General features: G+C 43.5%; 22 protein-coding genes. 9 read left to right on the top strand and 13 right to left on the bottom strand.

Features of this window, described 5'->3' with window-relative positions:
• Positions 1-3: 3 nt before the first annotated feature.
• From mgtE to ACMXYX_RS12760, 12 genes are all read right to left on the bottom strand, one after another.
• Entirely contained in the window at positions 4-1,353 is a 1,350-nt protein-coding gene (gene mgtE, locus ACMXYX_RS12815; protein WP_415896739.1) for a magnesium transporter, read from the bottom strand.
• A gap of 114 nt (positions 1,354-1,467) precedes the next feature.
• Positions 1,468-1,737 carry an HPr family phosphocarrier protein gene (locus tag ACMXYX_RS12810; RefSeq protein ID WP_415896738.1) on the bottom strand — a complete coding sequence of 90 codons (270 nt, stop codon included), beginning with the start codon at positions 1,735-1,737 and terminating at the stop codon, positions 1,468-1,470.
• A gap of 5 nt (positions 1,738-1,742) precedes the next feature.
• Entirely contained in the window at positions 1,743-2,600 is an 858-nt protein-coding gene (gene rapZ, locus ACMXYX_RS12805) for an RNase adapter RapZ (RefSeq protein ID WP_415896737.1), read from the bottom strand.
• An 8-nt stretch (positions 2,601-2,608) separates the two neighbouring features.
• Positions 2,609-3,067 (bottom strand): PTS IIA-like nitrogen regulatory protein PtsN, encoded by a 459-nt coding sequence (ptsN, locus tag ACMXYX_RS12800; RefSeq protein ID WP_415898249.1) that lies wholly within the window; start codon positions 3,065-3,067, stop codon positions 2,609-2,611.
• Positions 3,068-3,084: 17 nt separating this feature from the next.
• A complete protein-coding gene (gene hpf / locus ACMXYX_RS12795; RefSeq protein ID WP_415882015.1) occupies positions 3,085-3,375 on the bottom strand; it encodes a ribosome hibernation-promoting factor, HPF/YfiA family in 291 nt (96 codons plus the stop codon).
• Between the two features lie 58 nt (positions 3,376-3,433).
• Positions 3,434-4,948: an RNA polymerase factor sigma-54 gene (locus ACMXYX_RS12790; protein WP_415906072.1), complete on the bottom strand. Its 1,515-nt coding sequence runs from the start codon at positions 4,946-4,948 to the stop codon at positions 3,434-3,436.
• 54 nt (positions 4,949-5,002) lie between these two features.
• Entirely contained in the window at positions 5,003-5,728 is a 726-nt protein-coding gene (gene lptB / locus ACMXYX_RS12785) for an LPS export ABC transporter ATP-binding protein (protein ID WP_415896735.1), read from the bottom strand.
• An 11-nt stretch (positions 5,729-5,739) separates the two neighbouring features.
• Complete coding sequence (gene lptA, locus ACMXYX_RS12780) at positions 5,740-6,252, bottom strand: lipopolysaccharide transport periplasmic protein LptA (RefSeq protein ID WP_415906071.1); 513 nt, start codon at positions 6,250-6,252, stop codon at positions 5,740-5,742.
• Positions 6,242-6,814, bottom strand: coding sequence for an LPS export ABC transporter periplasmic protein LptC (gene lptC, locus ACMXYX_RS12775; protein WP_415906070.1), 573 nt, complete (start codon positions 6,812-6,814; stop codon positions 6,242-6,244). Before lptC ends, lptA begins: the two co-directional genes overlap by 11 nt.
• 14 nt (positions 6,815-6,828) lie before the next feature.
• Positions 6,829-7,347, bottom strand: coding sequence for a KdsC family phosphatase (locus tag ACMXYX_RS12770; RefSeq protein WP_415906069.1), 519 nt, complete (start codon positions 7,345-7,347; stop codon positions 6,829-6,831).
• Positions 7,347-8,318 (bottom strand): KpsF/GutQ family sugar-phosphate isomerase, encoded by a 972-nt coding sequence (locus ACMXYX_RS12765; RefSeq protein WP_415896731.1) that lies wholly within the window; start codon positions 8,316-8,318, stop codon positions 7,347-7,349. Before ACMXYX_RS12765 ends, ACMXYX_RS12770 begins: the two co-directional genes overlap by 1 nt.
• 16 nt (positions 8,319-8,334) lie before the next feature.
• A complete protein-coding gene (locus tag ACMXYX_RS12760) occupies positions 8,335-9,294 on the bottom strand; it encodes a calcium/sodium antiporter (RefSeq protein ID WP_415906068.1) in 960 nt (319 codons plus the stop codon).
• A gap of 209 nt (positions 9,295-9,503) precedes the next feature.
• Between ACMXYX_RS12760 and ACMXYX_RS12755 the strand changes: the two genes are divergently transcribed.
• The 9 genes from ACMXYX_RS12755 to hisD all read left to right on the top strand — a co-directional run bounded on the left by ACMXYX_RS12755 (position 9,504) and on the right by hisD (position 16,108).
• Entirely contained in the window at positions 9,504-10,319 is an 816-nt protein-coding gene (locus tag ACMXYX_RS12755; RefSeq protein WP_415906067.1) for an ATP-binding cassette domain-containing protein, read from the top strand.
• Complete coding sequence (gene mlaE / locus ACMXYX_RS12750) at positions 10,316-11,095, top strand: lipid asymmetry maintenance ABC transporter permease subunit MlaE (protein ID WP_415882006.1); 780 nt, start codon at positions 10,316-10,318, stop codon at positions 11,093-11,095. Before ACMXYX_RS12755 ends, mlaE begins: the two co-directional genes overlap by 4 nt.
• 1 nt (position 11,096) lies before the next feature.
• Complete coding sequence (mlaD, locus tag ACMXYX_RS12745; RefSeq protein WP_415906066.1) at positions 11,097-11,555, top strand: outer membrane lipid asymmetry maintenance protein MlaD; 459 nt, start codon at positions 11,097-11,099, stop codon at positions 11,553-11,555.
• 6 nt (positions 11,556-11,561) lie between these two features.
• Positions 11,562-12,203, top strand: coding sequence for an MlaC/ttg2D family ABC transporter substrate-binding protein (locus ACMXYX_RS12740; protein WP_415906065.1), 642 nt, complete (start codon positions 11,562-11,564; stop codon positions 12,201-12,203).
• Complete coding sequence (locus ACMXYX_RS12735) at positions 12,203-12,493, top strand: STAS domain-containing protein (RefSeq protein ID WP_415906064.1); 291 nt, start codon at positions 12,203-12,205, stop codon at positions 12,491-12,493. The genes ACMXYX_RS12740 and ACMXYX_RS12735 overlap by 1 nt, the downstream gene beginning before the upstream one ends.
• A 112-nt stretch (positions 12,494-12,605) precedes the next feature.
• On the top strand, positions 12,606-12,848 hold the full coding sequence (locus ACMXYX_RS12730; protein ID WP_415882002.1) for a BolA family protein: 243 nt from the start codon (positions 12,606-12,608) through the stop codon (positions 12,846-12,848).
• 21 nt (positions 12,849-12,869) lie between these two features.
• Positions 12,870-14,132, top strand: a complete 1,263-nt coding sequence (gene murA, locus ACMXYX_RS12725; RefSeq protein ID WP_415882001.1) for a UDP-N-acetylglucosamine 1-carboxyvinyltransferase — start codon at positions 12,870-12,872, stop codon at positions 14,130-14,132.
• Positions 14,133-14,150: 18 nt separating this feature from the next.
• Positions 14,151-14,798, top strand: a complete 648-nt coding sequence (hisG, locus tag ACMXYX_RS12720; protein WP_415906063.1) for an ATP phosphoribosyltransferase — start codon at positions 14,151-14,153, stop codon at positions 14,796-14,798.
• Between the two features lie 2 nt (positions 14,799-14,800).
• Positions 14,801-16,108, top strand: a complete 1,308-nt coding sequence (gene hisD, locus ACMXYX_RS12715; protein ID WP_415906062.1) for a histidinol dehydrogenase — start codon at positions 14,801-14,803, stop codon at positions 16,106-16,108.
• A gap of 94 nt (positions 16,109-16,202) precedes the next feature.
• On the opposite strand, the gene ACMXYX_RS12710 is transcribed toward hisD, so the two are convergent.
• Positions 16,203-17,348, bottom strand: a complete 1,146-nt coding sequence (locus ACMXYX_RS12710) for a S1C family serine protease (protein WP_415896723.1) — start codon at positions 17,346-17,348, stop codon at positions 16,203-16,205.
• Positions 17,349-17,420 lie beyond the last annotated feature (72 nt).

Here is a 17,420-nt window from a genome sequence, read left to right as displayed (position 1 = left end):
TTCTCAGGCGTAGAAAACTGTGGCTAGACCTAAAAAGGCAAAGAATCCAACCACATCAGTAATAGTTGTTAAGAGTACACTGCCTGCTAGCGCAGGATCTATACCCAATGATTTTAGACATATAGGCAGTAGGGTGCCTGCTATAGCGCCGGCTATGAGGTTAATCACTATGGCCAAGGCGATAACTATGCCTATATTTATATCTTGGAACCAGAGCGTGGCGACTACTGCAATAACCAGAGCCCATAAAATACCATTGAGGGCACCTACGATAATCTCTCTGTTTAATAGCCAGCCTGCGTTTGATCGCTCTACATGACCTAATGCTTGTCCACGTATCACAAGTGTTAGGGTCTGTGAGCCGGCTATACCACCCATTGAGGCTACAATCGGCATCAAGACCGCTAAAGCTACAACTTTTTCAATCGTATCTTCAAAAATACCGATTACCGCAGAAGCTATAAAAGCGGTAAGTAGATTGATGCCTAACCAAACGGCTCTGCGTCGAGTCGTTTTCAGTACTGGCGCAAAGGTATCTTCATCTTCATCCAGGCCAGCCATGCTCATTAGAGAATGGTCAGCATCTTCACGGATGACATCGACAACGTCATCGATTGTGATACGACCAAGAAGTTTACCATCATCGTCAACGACAGGTGCTGAAACCAAATCATGCTCTTCAAAGAGTGAAGCAACTTGATCATCAGGCATATCTGCATTGATTGGTTCTATATCCGTATTCATGATCTCACGGATCGTGATAGACGGATCTGACACGAGCAGTTTGGTTAACGGTAGTAGCCCAATGTAGGAATCTTTTCGACTTACAACGATCAAGCTATCCGTCATTTCAGGGATTTCATCGTGACGGCGGATATAACGTAAAGTAGTTTCTACGCTGATATCAGGACGGATAGTGGTTGTATCCGTGTTCATCAGACCGCCAGCTGTGTCCTCTGGATAGGATAGTAGCTGCTCAACTCTGCGGCGGTTTTGCTTATCCATAATCCGCAGGGTTTCTTTCATCACTCGATTTGGAAGCTGCTGAAGCACGTCAACCATATCGTCCGAATCTAGTGATTCTGTAAGCGCTAAAACCTCTTCCGAATTCATACGGCTTAGGATATCAGCCTGAATTTCATCCCCAAGGTGCTGTAAAACTTCTGCTTCAAGATCCTCAGAGATCAAGTTCCATAGAATTTGACGCTCTTTTGGTGGGGATTTTTCAATTAGGCGGGCTACTTCGGTCGGGCGAAGAGCGCGGTTTAGCGTAAATCGAATCTGGCGAAATTCACCGCAATCGAGTGCTTCATTGAGCTTGTCCAGATTAGACTTGGTTTCTGTCTGCGCCATAGGATGCCGTCGCTAATGATTCGTCACGATGCTGTGAAAACTAGGAAATCTACTAACGCGTTGATTATAGCGGATTGTAAAGGCAGGGATAACCCAATGATATGTATAAAATTATTACTCGTCTTCGTCGAAGCGATTATTAATGAGCTCTTCGATGGCGATGAGGGCGCCTTCTTCATCACTTCCCTGAGTTTTAACAGAGAGAGTGGTGCCTTGGCTTGCAGCTAGCATCATAACGGACATAATACTTTTGCCATCCACTTCTCTGCCATCTTTTACTAGAGTGATATCAGCAGAAAAGCGTGAAGTTACACCAATTAATTTGGCCGCAGCGCGAGCATGGAGGCCTAGTTTATTGATGATTTCTAGTTCTTTTTCTTGCATCTGTGTTAACTCAATTCTCTGTGGCGGACATGAACATTATCCATGTGTTGTGAGAAATGGGAAGCCAGACGTTCGCTTATATAAACCGAACGATGTTGACCTCCAGTACAGCCGATGCCGATTGTTATATAGCTGCGATTATTTTCGGCAAAGCGGGGTAACCAGCGAGATAGAAAATCAGTGATATCACTGATCATCTCGTTTACTTCTGCTGAATTGTTTAGAAAGTCTTGAACCGGCTGTTCCTGCCCTGTGAATTTTCTCAGCTCTGGGATCCAATGGGGGTTAGGTAGCGCACGGACGTCGTATACAAAATCGACATCTAGAGGAACCCCATGTTTAAAGCCAAAGGATTCAAATTGAACTGAAAGAGTTTGCTCTTTTCGCTTAGCAACACGGAGTTTGACCGTATCCCTCAAGTCATAAAGGGATAGGCGCGTTGTATCTATTCGAATATCAGCAAGGCTAGCAATAGGTTCCAGTAATTCAGATTCTGATTGGATAGACTGTTGTAGATTCTTATGTTCATCAGAAAGCGGGTGTTTTCTTCGGGTTGAGCTGTATCTTTTTAATAGCGTAGCTTCGGATGAATCGAGAAAAATCACTTCATATTCTGCCCAGCGTTCTTGGCGAAGGTTAAGCAAAATTTGAGGGAATTTGGATAGGTTACTGAGTAGATTGCGCGCATCAATGCTGACCGCTATGCGATCAGGATGGCTGGGTTCACTACTCATCTGCTGGACTAAATCAGGTAGCAATAATGCTGGAAGGTTGTCTATGCAATAGAAGCCTATATCTTCTAGAGCTTGTAGAGCCGTACTTTTGCCGGAACCGGATCGACCGCTTATCACTACAAGCTTCATTTCACATCCTATGAACTAAGTTGGCAAATTGCCTGATAGAGTACTTCGTTATCTTCAACACTTCTCAACTGTTCTCGTACACTCTCCTGGCTAAATAGCTCAGCAATCGCGGCAAGAGTTTGTAAGTGTTCAGACGTAGCATCTTCTGGTACCAAAAGGACAAACAAAAGATCTACCGGTTTGCTATCTATGGCATCAAAATCAATGGGTTGAGCCAATTTGATTAAGTAGCCTTTGGCATCGTTGCAGTTAGCAAGTCGGCAATGGGGTATAGCTATGCCATCGCCTATGCCTGTACTGCCTAATTTCTCGCGACCGTGTAAGCCGTTGAAGATGCAAGATGCTTCTAGGTCAGGGTTTTGCTCTGAAATAATTTCAGATGCTTTTTCCAGAATTCGTTTTTTACTGCTCCCCTCAAGACCGCAAAGGGTGCTTGAGGGGGTTAATAGTTCATGGACCAACATAATACGTTGTAGCGTGAGGCCTATTTGTGATTTTTAAGTTTTTCTTTATGTTTGATAACTTGACGGTCTAATTTGTCTGTTAGGCCGTCAATTGCAGCATACATATCATCGTGCTCGTGCGTCGCGAAAAGCTGTGCGCCTGAGACATGCATCTCGGCATCTGCTTTCTGACGTTGTTTCTCGATGCTTAGTGTTACTTGAACATTGGTGATGTTATCGAAGTGACGCTCAATTTTCTGCATTTTTTCTAGGACGTAGTTTTGCATTGAATCAGTCAGTTCAACATGATGTCCAGTAATATTAATCTGCATAGGTCTCTCCTACATTAGTGGAGGCGTTTTGCCGCCGTCCTTATTTATTATCTCTTTATTAAACCAGACGCTTTCTTTCATTAGAAGGAGGAATGCCCATTGCTTCACGATATTTTGCAATGGTACGTCTAGCTACTTTGAATCCTTGTTCATCTAGGAACTGTGCGATTTTATTATCGCTCAAAGGTTTTGCTGTATTTTCGGCTGCAACCATCTTTTTGATCAGAGCTCGGATCGCTGTTGAAGAAGCAGCACCACCAGTCGCTGTACTGACATGGCTGGAGAAAAAGTATTTAAGTTCAAAAATTCCACGAGGTGTGTGCATAAACTTTTGCGTTGTTACACGAGAGATGGTTGATTCATGCATTTCAACGGCTTCTGCTATATCGTGTAATACCATTGGTTTCATGCCTTCTTCGCCATGATCTAGAAACCCAGACTGTCGTTTGACGATCTCATTCGACACTTTTAAAAGTGTTTCATTTCGGCTTTGTAGACTTTTAATAAACCAACGTGCTTCTTGAAGATGATTTTTCAGGTAGGTGTTATCTGAACTGTTATCTGCACGTTTTACTAAGCCTGCATAACCAGAGTTTATTCTAAGTTTAGGCGAAACTTCTGGATTTAGGTTAACTGTCCAAACGCCGCGTTGCTTAGTTACGATTACATCAGGGATGACATATTCTGCCGCAGTTTGGCTGATACTAGCGCCAGGCTTAGGGTTAAGGCTCTGAATGAGCTGAATAACTTGCTGCAGCTGAGGCTCTTTCAGGCGTGTTTTGCGCATTAATTGGCGATAGTCATGTGTGCCTAGAAGCTTAATATATTGATTGACCACTTTAATGGCTTCAGTGCGCCAGGGTGTATCAGAGGGAAGTTGGCTAAGTTGTATGGCCAAGCACTCGCTGAGATCACGACAAGCAATGCCGGACGGATCGAATTGTTGAATGCGATGAAGTACGGCTTCTATTTCATCAAGTTCAACTTCTTCGCTTCCTTCAGAATTTTGCTCTAAAAAGTGCTCATGAATCTCTTCAAGGGGAACCGTTAAGTATCCATCAGGGTTAATGCCATCAATAATATTGGTGGCAATTAACCTATCTAAATCACTCATCGGTGTTAGATTTAGCTGCCAGTGAAGATGATCTTGCAATGTCTCTTCTGCGGTATCATTCGATTCAAAAGAATCGAGATCTTCTTTGCTTAAAGTAGGTGTGGAAGATTGATATGTGTCTTCCCAGTTACTATCAGTCGACAATTCTTCAGGAATGCTTTCATTCCAATTATCTTCTACATCAGGGGGGTCGTCGTAATCTTGTTCCGCTGAGGTATTGCCCTCTAGTTCATCTGCACCAGCACTTTGATGAGTGTCTAGATTGTTGTCTTGATCGTTTGATGGTGCATCTGGTGTGTTTTCATCCTCAGATACATCTAACATCGGGTTGCTTTCAAGTGCTTCTTGGATTTCCTGTTGGAGATCCAGTGTTGATAATTGCAGTAAGCGAATCGCTTGCTGCAATTGTGGTGTCATTGTGAGCTGTTGCCCAATTTTTAAATGAAGCGCTTGTTTCATAATACGGTGGCACTAACTCCGGAGGCTACAATCATTTAATCGCTATTCCTTGATTTATAGGGTGAACTGATCACCCAGATACGCATTGCGTACTGCTTCATTATTCATAATGTCATCAGGCTTGCCATTAGCAAGTATAGTGCCTTCACTAACAATATAGGCGCTTTCGCAGATATCTAATGTTTCTCGAACATTGTGATCGGTAATCAAAATGCCGATACCTTTGGACTGTAGATGGCGAATTGTTTGTTTAATATCATTGACCGAAATAGGGTCTACGCCGGCAAAAGGTTCATCTAGCAGTACAAACTCAGGCTCAGTTGCCAATGCTCTAGCAATTTCAACTCTACGACGTTCACCACCAGAGAGACTCATGCCAAGACTATCGCGGATATGAGTGATGTGGAACTCTTCAAGCAACTCATTCATTTTAGTCTTGATTGCTTGTTTATCTAAGTCTTTTCTTGTTTCAAGAATCGCCAGTAAATTGTCTTGTACAGATAATTTACGAAAGATAGAGGCTTCTTGAGGTAGATAGCCTATACCTTCTCGAGCACGCCCATGCATAGGAAGGGCTGTAATATCTTTATCTTTTATTTTGACTTGACCACGGTCTGCCTGCACTAGGCCAACAATCATATAGAAGCAGGTGGTTTTACCGGCTCCATTTGGCCCTAAAAGCCCAACGATCTCACCGCTGTTAATTTTAAGAGAGACGTCTTTAACAACTTCGCGTCCTTTGTAGCGCTTAGCTAAATTTCGCGCTTCCAATAAACTCATTAACGCAGGCCTTATTTCTTTTTAGAGGGCTGAATGACCATGTTTACACGGCCTTTGTCTTTGCTATTCGCAGATGTTGAACCAAAAGCATTCACGATTGATTTATTCAAATCGTAAACGATTTTGGTTCCAGTAAAGGTATCCTTGGCTTGGATTACTTTGGCGTTTTGGGTAATGGTTAATTCTTTTTTGTTTACCATGTAGACCATATGTCTGCCCCAGGCGTCAGTGAAATTACCATTAACTTCTTGTTGTTGGCGGAAATGGGCTGGTGAGCCTTTGGCTACGAGTTTATCTACATCTCCGTTGGCTCTATGCATATCTACATGGGCTGCTTCGATTAGTAGTGAGCCTTGTTTAATGATGACATTACCTTTGTAGGTGGTAATACCTGTGGTGTCATTAATGCTGGCAGAATCAGCTGTTATGTAGATTGGCTTGTCCTGATCATCTGGCAGGGCGAAAACAATATTCGACGCAAGCACACCAAGTGCTACAAGCGTTTGTAATAGCCTAATCAACATTTTGATGTGTTCCTTCTACCCTTGAATGTAAATTTAAAACGCGGGTGTTGAAATTAATATCCATTCCAGTGCCTTTCATTCGACTGTGTTCTGTCTCTAAGTTCACTGGTAAGTTTGTTTCTGCAATGTCTTTCTTTGGATAAATCGTCAGAGCTTCGGTGGTTAGTTTTTTGCTCGACCGCGCATCTGAATTATCAATAACTCTGACATTACCTGCAAGATCTATTCGGCTGTTATCATCTAGTACGGTTCCAGTGTCTGATGAGATGTTGATAGCCGAGTGATCCAAGCGGTAATGATTGCTTTTGGGTTTGATCAAAAAATTTTGTTTTTCTTTTGGATTATGTTCTAACCGAGGAGTTGTAAGTTCTTGCCTGAGTTTACCGTCTATGTCCCATTCTTTTGCAGCTGCTTGGTCGATAAAATAATCCATCTTTTCAGATAGCGGGGCTTTGGATGTGCTGTGCTCTTGAGGTGAGCCTGAAAAACCCCAATACAGTAGTATTGGGATTAAAATGGCAGCAGCGATGATAATGCGTAATTTACTACTTAGATCAGGCATTTGCGGTGACTTTGTTATAGGTATTTTGCATGTAATTGCTTAAGTTTACCTTGAGCTTCGAGTATATGCTCGCAAAATTCTCGAGCTGCTCCTTCGCCGCCTCTGCGTGTGCTACACCAATCAGCATGTTGTTTGACGAATTCATGTCCATTTGGAACGCTGGCACCAAATGCACAATGACGGATAGCAGATAGATCAGGTAAGTCGTCACCAATATACGCAGTTGTTAATGCATTATGTGATGTGCTTGACCACAGTTCTTCTAAGGCAATTAGCTTATCTTCGCGGCCTTGATATAGATAATTGATGTCCAGTGATTTGCTGCGAAGTTCTACCTGTGGAGAGCTTCGTCCAGTAATAATTGCGGTCTCTATTCCTGCTTCCATAAGAAGCTTTAAACCGAGGCCATCTAGTGTGTTGAACTGTTTAACCTCTTGACCGTTGGGGAGAAATAGAAGCTGTCCGCTAGTTAAAATCCCATCTACATCAAAAACAGCAAGTGTAATGTTCTTTAAAGAAGTTGGATTGGTCATTAAATCACACCTGCTTTGAGAAGATCGTGCATATTTAAAGCGCCAATTGGCTTATTTAGTTCATCTGTGACGATAAGGGCGTTAATCTTTTTCGCTTCCATGATTTGTAAGCATTCGGCTGCTAATGTCTCGCTATTAACCGTCGTACCTTGGTGAGTCATAACGTGATCGATAACTGTAGTTTTTAAATCTACATTCTGATCTAGTGCTCGACGCAAGTCACCATCGGTGAATATGCCGAGTAATTTGCCATCTTTATCTACGATTGTAGTCATGCCTAGGCGTTTGCGAGTCACTTCTATAAGTGCTTCTTGTAAAAGGGTTCCTGACTCAACCTCTGGAACATCTTGGTCAGCGTGCATTATATCGCTTACTTTTAGGAGTAATTTACGACCCAAACTGCCACCTGGGTGGGAGAAAGCAAAATCTTCCGCGCTAAACCCGCGTGCTTCTAATAAGGCTATAGCTAATGCATCCCCTAGCACTAATTGAGTCGTAGTGCTTGAGGTTGGAGCTAGGCCAAGAGGACAGGCTTCTTTTTCAACGCCGATGTGTAGGTTTGCATCAGAAGCTGTGGATAAGGTTGAATCAGCATTAGCTGTAATACTAATAAGCGGAGCTTTCATCCTTTTTAAAAGAGGGATGATGGTAACGACTTCGGCTGTTTCACCTGAATTAGAAAGGGCGATAACTACATCGTTTGAAGTGATCATCCCTAGATCCCCATGGCTAGCTTCACCAGGATGAACAAAAAAAGATGGTGAGCCTGTACTCGCTAGAGTTGCAGCAATTTTTTTACCGATATGACCTGATTTTCCCATGCCTGTAACAATGATTCTACCGGTGCATTGAAACATCAGTTCGCAGGCACGAATAAAATTCTCATCCAGATGGCTAACTAAATCTGAAACGGCTTCAGCTTCAAGTTGAATGGTTCGTCTTGCTGAACTGAGAAAATCAGGTTGTGACATCAGAAACCTATACTGTCTATTGTGATACGGTCATAGTGTATAGCAGGATCAAATAACCTGCATAGGCAGCTGCTAACAGGCTGCCTTCAAATCGACTGATAGAAGGGGGTTTTTGCCATAAGGCGAAAGCCATCAGTGCGAAAGTTAATCCAAGCATGGCAACATAATCTCGTTGCAGCACAATTGCATCCATACCTATAGGTGCAATAAGCCCTGGTACGGCCATTACTGCAACTAAGTTGAAAATGTTAGATCCAACTACGTTGCCAATAGCGATGTCATGATGATTTTTTAAAGCACTTGCTACGGATGCAGCTAACTCAGGTAGGCTGGTGCCAATAGCTACAATTGTTAAGCCTATAACAAGTTTGCTCACGCCCATCGCAAAAGCAATTTCACTGGCTCCCCAAACAAGTAGCCTGGAGCTGGCAGCTAGAACAGCGAGTCCAGTTATTAACCAAAAAATAGCCTTTTTTGTTTCTAGTTCGGGTAACTCTTCCTGGTCACTCGCTAGCTCATCTTGTGGTGCGCCTTTTTGAAAACGATTAAATAGGTATAGGCAAACTGCTAAGGCAATTAGCAGGATAACGCCGTCCATACGGCTTAGGTGTAGGTCAAAAAGAATAACGCCGGCAAGTAAGGTTACACCTAATAAAAGAGGTAGCTCTTTTCTCAAAACTCCAGATTTTACCGGTAAAGGCGCTATAAGTGCGGTGATACCAAGCACCAGTGCAATGTTAGCAATGTTGGAACCGAGTGCGTTACCTATTGCAAGATCTCCAGATCCTGACGTGGAAGCCATGATCGAAACTAGTATTTCGGGAGCTGAAGTGCCAAAAGAGACAATTGTCAGGCCAATAAGCATCGGTGACATACCAAAGTTTTTAGCTGTCGCTGCAGCCCCTTCTACAAACTTATCTGCACTCCAAACTAATAAAACTAAGCCTGCAAGTAGTGCCAAAATTGGGTAAAGCATAAAGAAAATGTGTTCCAGTGTTAAATGAAGGACGCTATTAAAACAGAATGCAGTTGGTGTTTAAATCGGCACAAAGGAAGTAAAGGTAAATATTCCTGTTTTTATATCGAAATGGTATAGTTGCGGCCCCACAAAGTACGGGTTATTGAATAAAGCCTGAACAGTGGAACGGACTTAAGCTGTTTTGCATGTTTTATAAATGGAATCTTATGAGTCAGTTTGATGATGTCGTCATCGATATTCAGCAGTTGAGCTTCGCTCGTGGTGAAAGACCGATATATAGCAATGTCGATCTTAAAATCCCTCGGGGAAAAATTACTGCAATTATGGGCCCCTCAGGTACTGGTAAAACTACACTGCTAAAATTGATTGGTGGTCAGTTGAAACCCGATGCTGGCTCTATCTCGATTGATGGTCAAAATATCCCAGATTTAAGTCGTAGCGAACTCTTTTCGGTTCGTGAACGTATGGGTATGCTTTTTCAGAGTGGCGCTCTTTTTACTGATATGAGCGTATTTGAAAATGTGGCTTTTCCTCTTCGTGTTCATACGAATCTATCTGAAGATATGATTCGCGATATCGTGTTGATGAAGCTTCATGCGGTCGGTTTACGCGGCGCTAATAAACTAATGCCAAGCGAGCTTTCGGGCGGTATGGCTCGACGTGTTGCTTTGGCGCGTGCGATCGCATTAGATCCTGATATTTTAATGTATGATGAGCCTTTTACTGGTCAGGACCCGATCGCTATGGGTGTGCTAGTGAATCTAATCAGACATTTAAACAACTCTTTAGGGCATACCAGTATTATTGTTTCACATGATATTCAGGAAACGTTAGGTATAGCTGACTATGTATTTATTCTTGCTGATGCAAAAGTGGTTGCTCAGGGGACACCAGAAGAGTTGCTAGAAGTAGAGTCTCCTCAGGTTAAACAGTTTATGCAAGGTCTACCAGATGGTCCTGTGCCATTTCATTTTCCTGCAGATGATTATGCTGATGATTTGCTACAAGGTGGTCTGAAATGAACAAGTTAGCCTCCTTAGGGCATGTGACGTTAAGTAAGCTCGCAGCGTTTGGGCGTGCAACAATGATTCTATTTCAATCATTGATTGCCAAGCCTCAGCCGCTCATGATGTTTCCTTTGTTGGTAAAACAGATCTATTTCGTTGGCGTGTTGTCGATGATTATTATTGTAGTGTCGGGTCTGTTTATCGGTATGGTATTAGGTCTTCAAGGCTATACCATTCTTGTCGATTACGGATCTGAACAGGCCGTGGGGCAGATGGTAGCGTTGAGTTTGGTTAGAGAGTTAGCTCCGGTTGTAACAGCGTTACTCTTTGCAGGGCGAGCTGGCTCTGCCTTGACGGCGGAAATCGGCTTAATGAAAGCTACAGAACAGCTTTCTAGCCTAGAAATGATCGGTGTTGACCCTTTGCGTCGCATTATTGCGCCACGCTTTTGGGCTGGATTTATTTGCTTGCCGATCTTGGCTGCAATATTTGCAATCGTAGGGATCTACGGTGGTGCTTTGGTAAGTATTGATTGGTTGGGTATCTACGACGGCTCTTTTTGGGCCAACATGCAGAACTCAGTAGATTTTTATGAAGATGTTGTTAACGGCTTAATTAAAGCGGTTGCCTTCGGCTTCGTTGTAACTTGGATTGCTGTATTCCAAGGCTATGACTGTATACCAACCTCGGAAGGTATTAGTCAGGCAACAACGAAAACAGTGGTTTATTCATCCCTTGCGGTGTTAGGCCTAGATTTTATTCTTACAGCAGTAATGTTTGGAGAACTTTAATATGCGTATGCGGGTCTTGGAGATCAGCGTAGGTACCTTTGTTTTGGCAGGTATTTTAGCGTTGGTAGGATTGGCGTTGAACGTAAGCGGTTTAAGTGTGTCTACAAGTGACAATACTTATACTGTTTATGCCCGCTTTGAAAATATTGGTGGTCTGACACCTCGAGCAAAAGTAACGATGTCTGGTGTCACTATTGGTAAAGTCACAAGCATTGAATTGGACACGGAGCAGTTGGTCGCTAAGGTTTCTATGGAAATTAATGGCGATGTTGATTTTCTTTCCATCGATAGCTCTGCAGCTATTCTAACTGCAGGTTTACTGGGTGAGCAGTATATCGGTGTTACTGTTGGAGCCGAAGAGGAATACCTCAATAATGGTGGCTTTATCGAAGATACTCAATCGGCGCTGGTGCTGGAGGAGTTAATCGGTAAATTCCTCTTCAATGAAGCGAGTGAGTAAGTAATTATGTTACGACATGTGTTTAATCGATTGAGCTACTTGGCTGCAATCTTTGCTTTCGCGTTTTCTTTAAGTGCTAATGCTTCTTGGGAAGAGGCGGGTAAAGTTATTGAAGGCGCTACTTCAGACGTTCTTCAGTTATTAGACAACGAAGAACTTCTAAAGGAAGAGCAGAAAGATCAATTAGTTTCAGAAATTGATACTATTCTTTCTCCTGTAGTGGACTTCGATTACATCGCCAAAGGTGTAATGGGGAAATACTATCGCAGAGCGTCAAAAGAGCAACGTGAAGAGTTTAGTGGTGTTTTCAAAACAACTTTGTTGAAAACCTACGCTAAAGCACTTGTCGGGTTTAATATTGAACGTTATGAGATGGTGCCACCTCGTAAGAAAAGCCCTGATGAGAAAAAGCAGATTGTTACAGTAAACGTTTTTGCTGCAGATGGTACTAAATTTGCGCTGATCTACTATATGAAAAAGAGCGCAGATGAGTGGAAATTAGTGAACGCTGTTTTGGATGGCAGCGTAAATATCAAACTGAGCTTTAAAAACCAGTTTGCAGATCTGATGCAGCGTAATCGTAATAACGTCGATAAAGTTATTACTAGCTGGAAAGATAAGGTAGACCCAGACAAGGAAAGTGCTTAATGGCAACCGCTAGCATTAAGTCAGCACAGTTAATTGCGATTGAAGGGGAGCTTAAATTCCCTGTGATCATGCAACTTCGTAAGCAGGTTGAATCGTTATTGTCTGGTTTGAATGGTACAGCGCAAATTGATTTTGCTGCGGTTACTGCGGTGGATAGTTCTGCGTTGTCTTTTTGGTTGTGTTGTTTACGTTTTGCAAAACGTAATAAATTGGAGCTTGAGCCGATCAACTTACCTGTAGAAATGCAGGGGATTGCAAAATTGGTTGGGCTTGAAGATCTAACAAATTGATTAGTATTAAGTGATATTGGATTAAGGCGATGCTTAGCATCGCCTTTTTTGTCATGATCCGGTATTATTTCCGCCTTATTTTTATCTAGAAGTATTCTATCGGGAGCTTTGCATGCAGGCTGAACAGGTTAAGCAGATTCTGGAATCTCAACTTGAGAACTGTGTAGTTACAACCGCAGGTGAAGGGTGTGATTTTCAGGTAACCGTTGTAGGTGAACTGTTTGAAGGGTTGCGCCCGGTGAAATGTCAGCAGCTTGTCTATGCTTGCTTGAATGAGCATATCGCAAATGGAACGATTCACGCTCTAACGATTAAGACATATACCCCAGCGCAGTGGGAAGCTTCCCAGAACTAAACGCCTTTTACTGGATTGACCATGGATAAACTTATTATTACAGGTGGCGAGCAGCTCACAGGTGAAGTTCGCATCTCCGGTGCTAAAAACTCGGCGTTACCTATCCTTGCTTCTGCTTTGCTAGCGTCTGAGCCAGTTACAATTTGTAACTTGCCACACTTACATGACATTACGACGATGCTTGAACTTTTGCGTCGTATGGGTGTTGAGCTAGTAATTGATGAAAAATTAAATGTAGAAATTGATGCCAGCACAATCGATAAACTGGTTGCACCATACGAACTAGTAAAAACGATGCGTGCATCAATCTTGGTACTGGGCCCTATGGTGGCGCACTTTGGCGAAGCTGAAGTCTCCCTTCCTGGTGGTTGTGCTATCGGTTCACGCCCAGTCGATCTTCATATTCAAGGTCTACGTGCAATGGGCGCAGACGTTGTTGTTGAAGGCGGTTATATCCGTGCTAAAACCAATGGTCGCTTAAAAGGTGCCCGAGTGTTCTTTGATACTGTAACAGTTACAGGTACAGAGAATATTCTTATGGCGGCAACGCTGGCTGAAGGCCAGAGTATTCTTGAGAATGCTGCTCGTGAACCTGAAGTGGTAGACCTAGCAGAATGTTTGATCGCGATGGGTGCGGACATTACTGGTCACGGTACAGATACCATTGTTGTTAATGGTGTTGAAAAACTTCACGGTTGTAAATTCCCTGTGGTTGCTGACCGTATTGAGACTGGTACATACCTAGCCGCTGTAGCGGCAACGCGCGGTAAGGTAAAGATCAAAAATACATCGCCAGCAATTCTAGATGCTGTTCTGCAAAAGCTTGAAGAAGCGGGCGCACATATCACTACAGGTGATGATTGGATTGAGCTGGATATGAAAGGTCAGCGTCCAAAAGCAGTTAACGTGACTACAGCACCTTATCCTGCTTTCCCAACAGATATGCAAGCGCAATTCTCGGCGATGAATGCGGTATCTGAGGGCGTTAGTATTCTAAAAGAAACCATATTTGAAAACCGTTTTATGCACATGCAAGAGATGATTCGCATGGGCGCTAAAATCAATATTGATGGCAATACCGCAGTTGTAGAAGGGGTTGAGCGTCTACAGGCAGCGCCTGTTATGGCAACAGATCTGCGTGCTTCTGCGAGTTTGGTTATTGCTGCATTGGTTGCAGACGGTGACACCGTAATTGATCGTATTTACCACATCGATCGTGGTTACGAGTGTATTGAAGAGAAATTACAGTTATTAGGCGCACGTATTAAGCGTGTTCCAGGTTAAACAGGTATATAGAACGCTATGAAGCAGCAACTAACGATTGCACTGTCCAAGGGACGTATCCTCAAAGAAACCCTGCCTTTATTGGCGGAAGCTGACATTGTGCCGGCAGAGGATATTCATAGCAGCCGTAAACTGATTTTTGATACAAACCATGACAACATCAAATTGGTTGTCATTCGTGCAACTGACGTACCTACTTATGTTGAGTACGGTGGCGCGGATATGGGTATCGCAGGTAAAGATGTTCTGCTTGAACATGGTGCTGCTGGTTTGTATGAGCCTTTGGATCTGAAAATCTCTAAGTGCAAGCTTATGGTTGCAGGTATGAAAGGGGCTGAGCCAGTTGAAGGCCGAATGAAAGTTGCGAGTAAGTTTGTCAATGTGACCCGTGACTACTTTGCTAAACAGGGTTGTCAGGTCGATATCATCAAACTTTATGGCGCTATGGAATTAGCACCGCTAATGGGCTTGGCAGACCGTATCGTTGATATCGTAGATACAGGCAATACCTTGCGAGCTAACGGTCTAGAGCCGATGGAAGAGATTGCGGATATCAGCTCACGTTTAGTTGTTGGCCAGCCTTCATTGAAGATGAAGCACCGTCAGATCCAACCGATCTTAGATAAATTAGCTGATGCAATTGCCCGCCGTGATGGAGAAGCGTAATCATGACTGATTTGAATATTAAACGTCTAGATTCTACTCAGGCTGATTTCCGTCAGCAGATGGATAAACTGCTTGCGTGGGAAGCGGTATCTGATGAAAAAGTAAATCAGATCGTCAATGAGATCCTTCAGCGCGTTGAGCAAGAAGGCGATCCAGCGGTTGTTGAGTACACCAACCGTTTTGATAATACGTCTGTGTCAGAGATGTCTGAGCTTGAGATGAGCAAAGAGCGTCTGCAAGCAGCTCTGGATAATCTTCCTGAAGATCAGCGTAAAGCGTTGGAAATCGCTGCTGAGCGTGTTCGTAGCTATCACGAGCGTCAACTCGTTGATTCCTGGCAGTACACTGAAGCCGACGGTACTATGCTAGGTCAGAAAGTGACGCCAATGGATCGTGTTGGTCTGTATGTACCAGGCGGTAAAGCGGCGTACCCATCTTCAGTATTGATGAACGCAATGCCAGCAAAAGTTGCGGGTGTTGAAGAGATCATTATGGTTGTGCCAACACCAGGTGGTGAGGTTAACGAGCTGGTACTTGCAGCTGCATGTTTATCAGGCGTTGATCGCGTTTTCTGTATTGGTGGTGCACAAGCGGTTGCCGCTTTAGCTTATGGTACAGCAACTGTACCTAAAGTAGATAAGATTGTAGGTCCAGGTAACATCTTTGTGGCAACAGCGAAGCGTGCGGTATTTGGCGCTGTTGGTATCGATATGATTGCTGGGCCGTCAGAAATTCTTGTGGTTTGCGACGGCCAGACTGACCCTGATTGGGTTGCGATGGATCTTTTCTCCCAAGCTGAACACGATGAAGATGCGCAGCCAATTCTTGTTACACCTGATGCAGACTTCATTGATGCGGTAGAAGCCAGCATCAATAAATTGTTGCCAACTATGGAGCGTAAAGAGATTATCGAAACCTCTCTACGTCTTCGTGCAGCGCTGATTAAGGTTGCAGATATGGATGAAGCGATTGAAGTTTCAAACCGTATCGCTCCAGAGCACTTGGAATTGTCTGTAGAAGATCCTGAAGCGTTATTGCCTAAGATTCGTCATGCAGGTGCGATCTTTATGGGACGTTATACAGCTGAGGCACTAGGTGATTACTGTGCAGGTCCTAACCACGTTTTACCGACGTCTGGCACTGCTAGGTTCTCTTCTCCTCTAGGTGTATATGACTTCCAGAAACGTTCTTCTTTGATCATGTTCTCTGAAGATGGCGCTTCTGAAATGGGTAAAGTTGCATCAGTACTTGCGCGCGGTGAAAGCCTGACAGCGCATGCTCGTTCAGCGGAATACCGTATTAAGTCTTAATGGAAAAACTTAGACGACTTTTTGATGAAGGGCTGCCAGAAATGGCGGCCCTTTTTATTTGTAGGGTAAAAGTTATTTGCTGAGTAATGCAAAATTAGTTACGGCTTTTAGGGCGTTCGCCAATTTCAGCATCAAAGGAGAGTTCTTTACCTTCCCTAAGAACTTTAACGGTGACTACCTGACCTGGTCGAAGACGGGCTATTTGAGTCATGGATTTACGGCCATCCAAAATAGGATTGTCATTGATGGTCAGCATTACGTCACCGGGTTGCAGGCCTGCTATATGGGCTGGGCCGTTACGGAATACGCCTGCAATGATAAGTCCTTGAAGTTTTTTAAGGCCAAATGATTCAGCAAGACTAGGCGTAAGCTCTTGTATCTCAATACCAAGCCAACCGCGAACAACGCGACCGTGCTGTATTAAGTCCTGCATGACCTGTTTGGTAAGGTCTGATGGAATTGCAAAGCCGATACCTTGAGAACCACCCGATTTAGAAAAAATTGCGGTATTAATACCAATCAAGTTGCCAAAGGCATCAATCAAAGCACCGCCAGAGTTGCCAGGATTGATGGCTGCGTCTGTTTGTATAAAGTCTTCATAGGTATTCAGGCCTACACTGTTGCGGCCGGTAGCACTGATGATACCCATGGTTACGGTTTGCCCAACACCAAATGGGTTGCCGATAGCTAGGACTACATCACCAACACGATAATTTTCAGTTTGACCGAGTGTAATACTTGGCAAGTTATCCAATGTGACCTTTAAAACGGCTAAGTCTGTTTCTGGATCTGTACCGATCACTTCTGCGGCGGCTTCTCTACCATCTTTCAAAGCAACAATAATGCTATCGGCGCCTGAAATTACGTGGTTATTGGTAACTATGTAGCCTTGAGAGCTTAGAATTACGCCAGAGCCTAGGCTGGACTGCACGCGCTCTCGTTGTGGAATGCTGTCGGAATCAAAGAAGTTACGGAAAAAAGGGTCGTTGAAGAGAGGGTGCACATTCTGTCTAACAACGGTTTGGGTGTAGATGTTAACAACAGCAGGGGCAGCGACTTCTACAGCATCTGCGTAAGATACAGGGCCAATATTTCCTTGTGGAGCAGTGTTGTTGCGGGCTTCACGGAACTCAATGGTAGAGTTTGAACTATCTAATAGATCTGGAAAGACTTGTAAAAGAAGAATGGCGACAAGCACGCCTGAGAGAATAGGCCAGAAAAGAAAGTTAAATTTACGCATGAGTGTATAGTCGAAACGCCATAAACAAGCTTAGAATTATACGATTAATATTCCCTTTGTGAATGGATAACA

The sequence above is a fragment of the Neptuniibacter sp. QD72_48 genome, from assembly GCF_047778065.1.
Lineage (GTDB): Bacteria > Pseudomonadota > Gammaproteobacteria > Pseudomonadales > Balneatricaceae > Neptuniibacter.
Note: the sequence above shows the minus strand (reverse complement) of the source record. Positions and strands in the feature narration are given on the sequence as shown.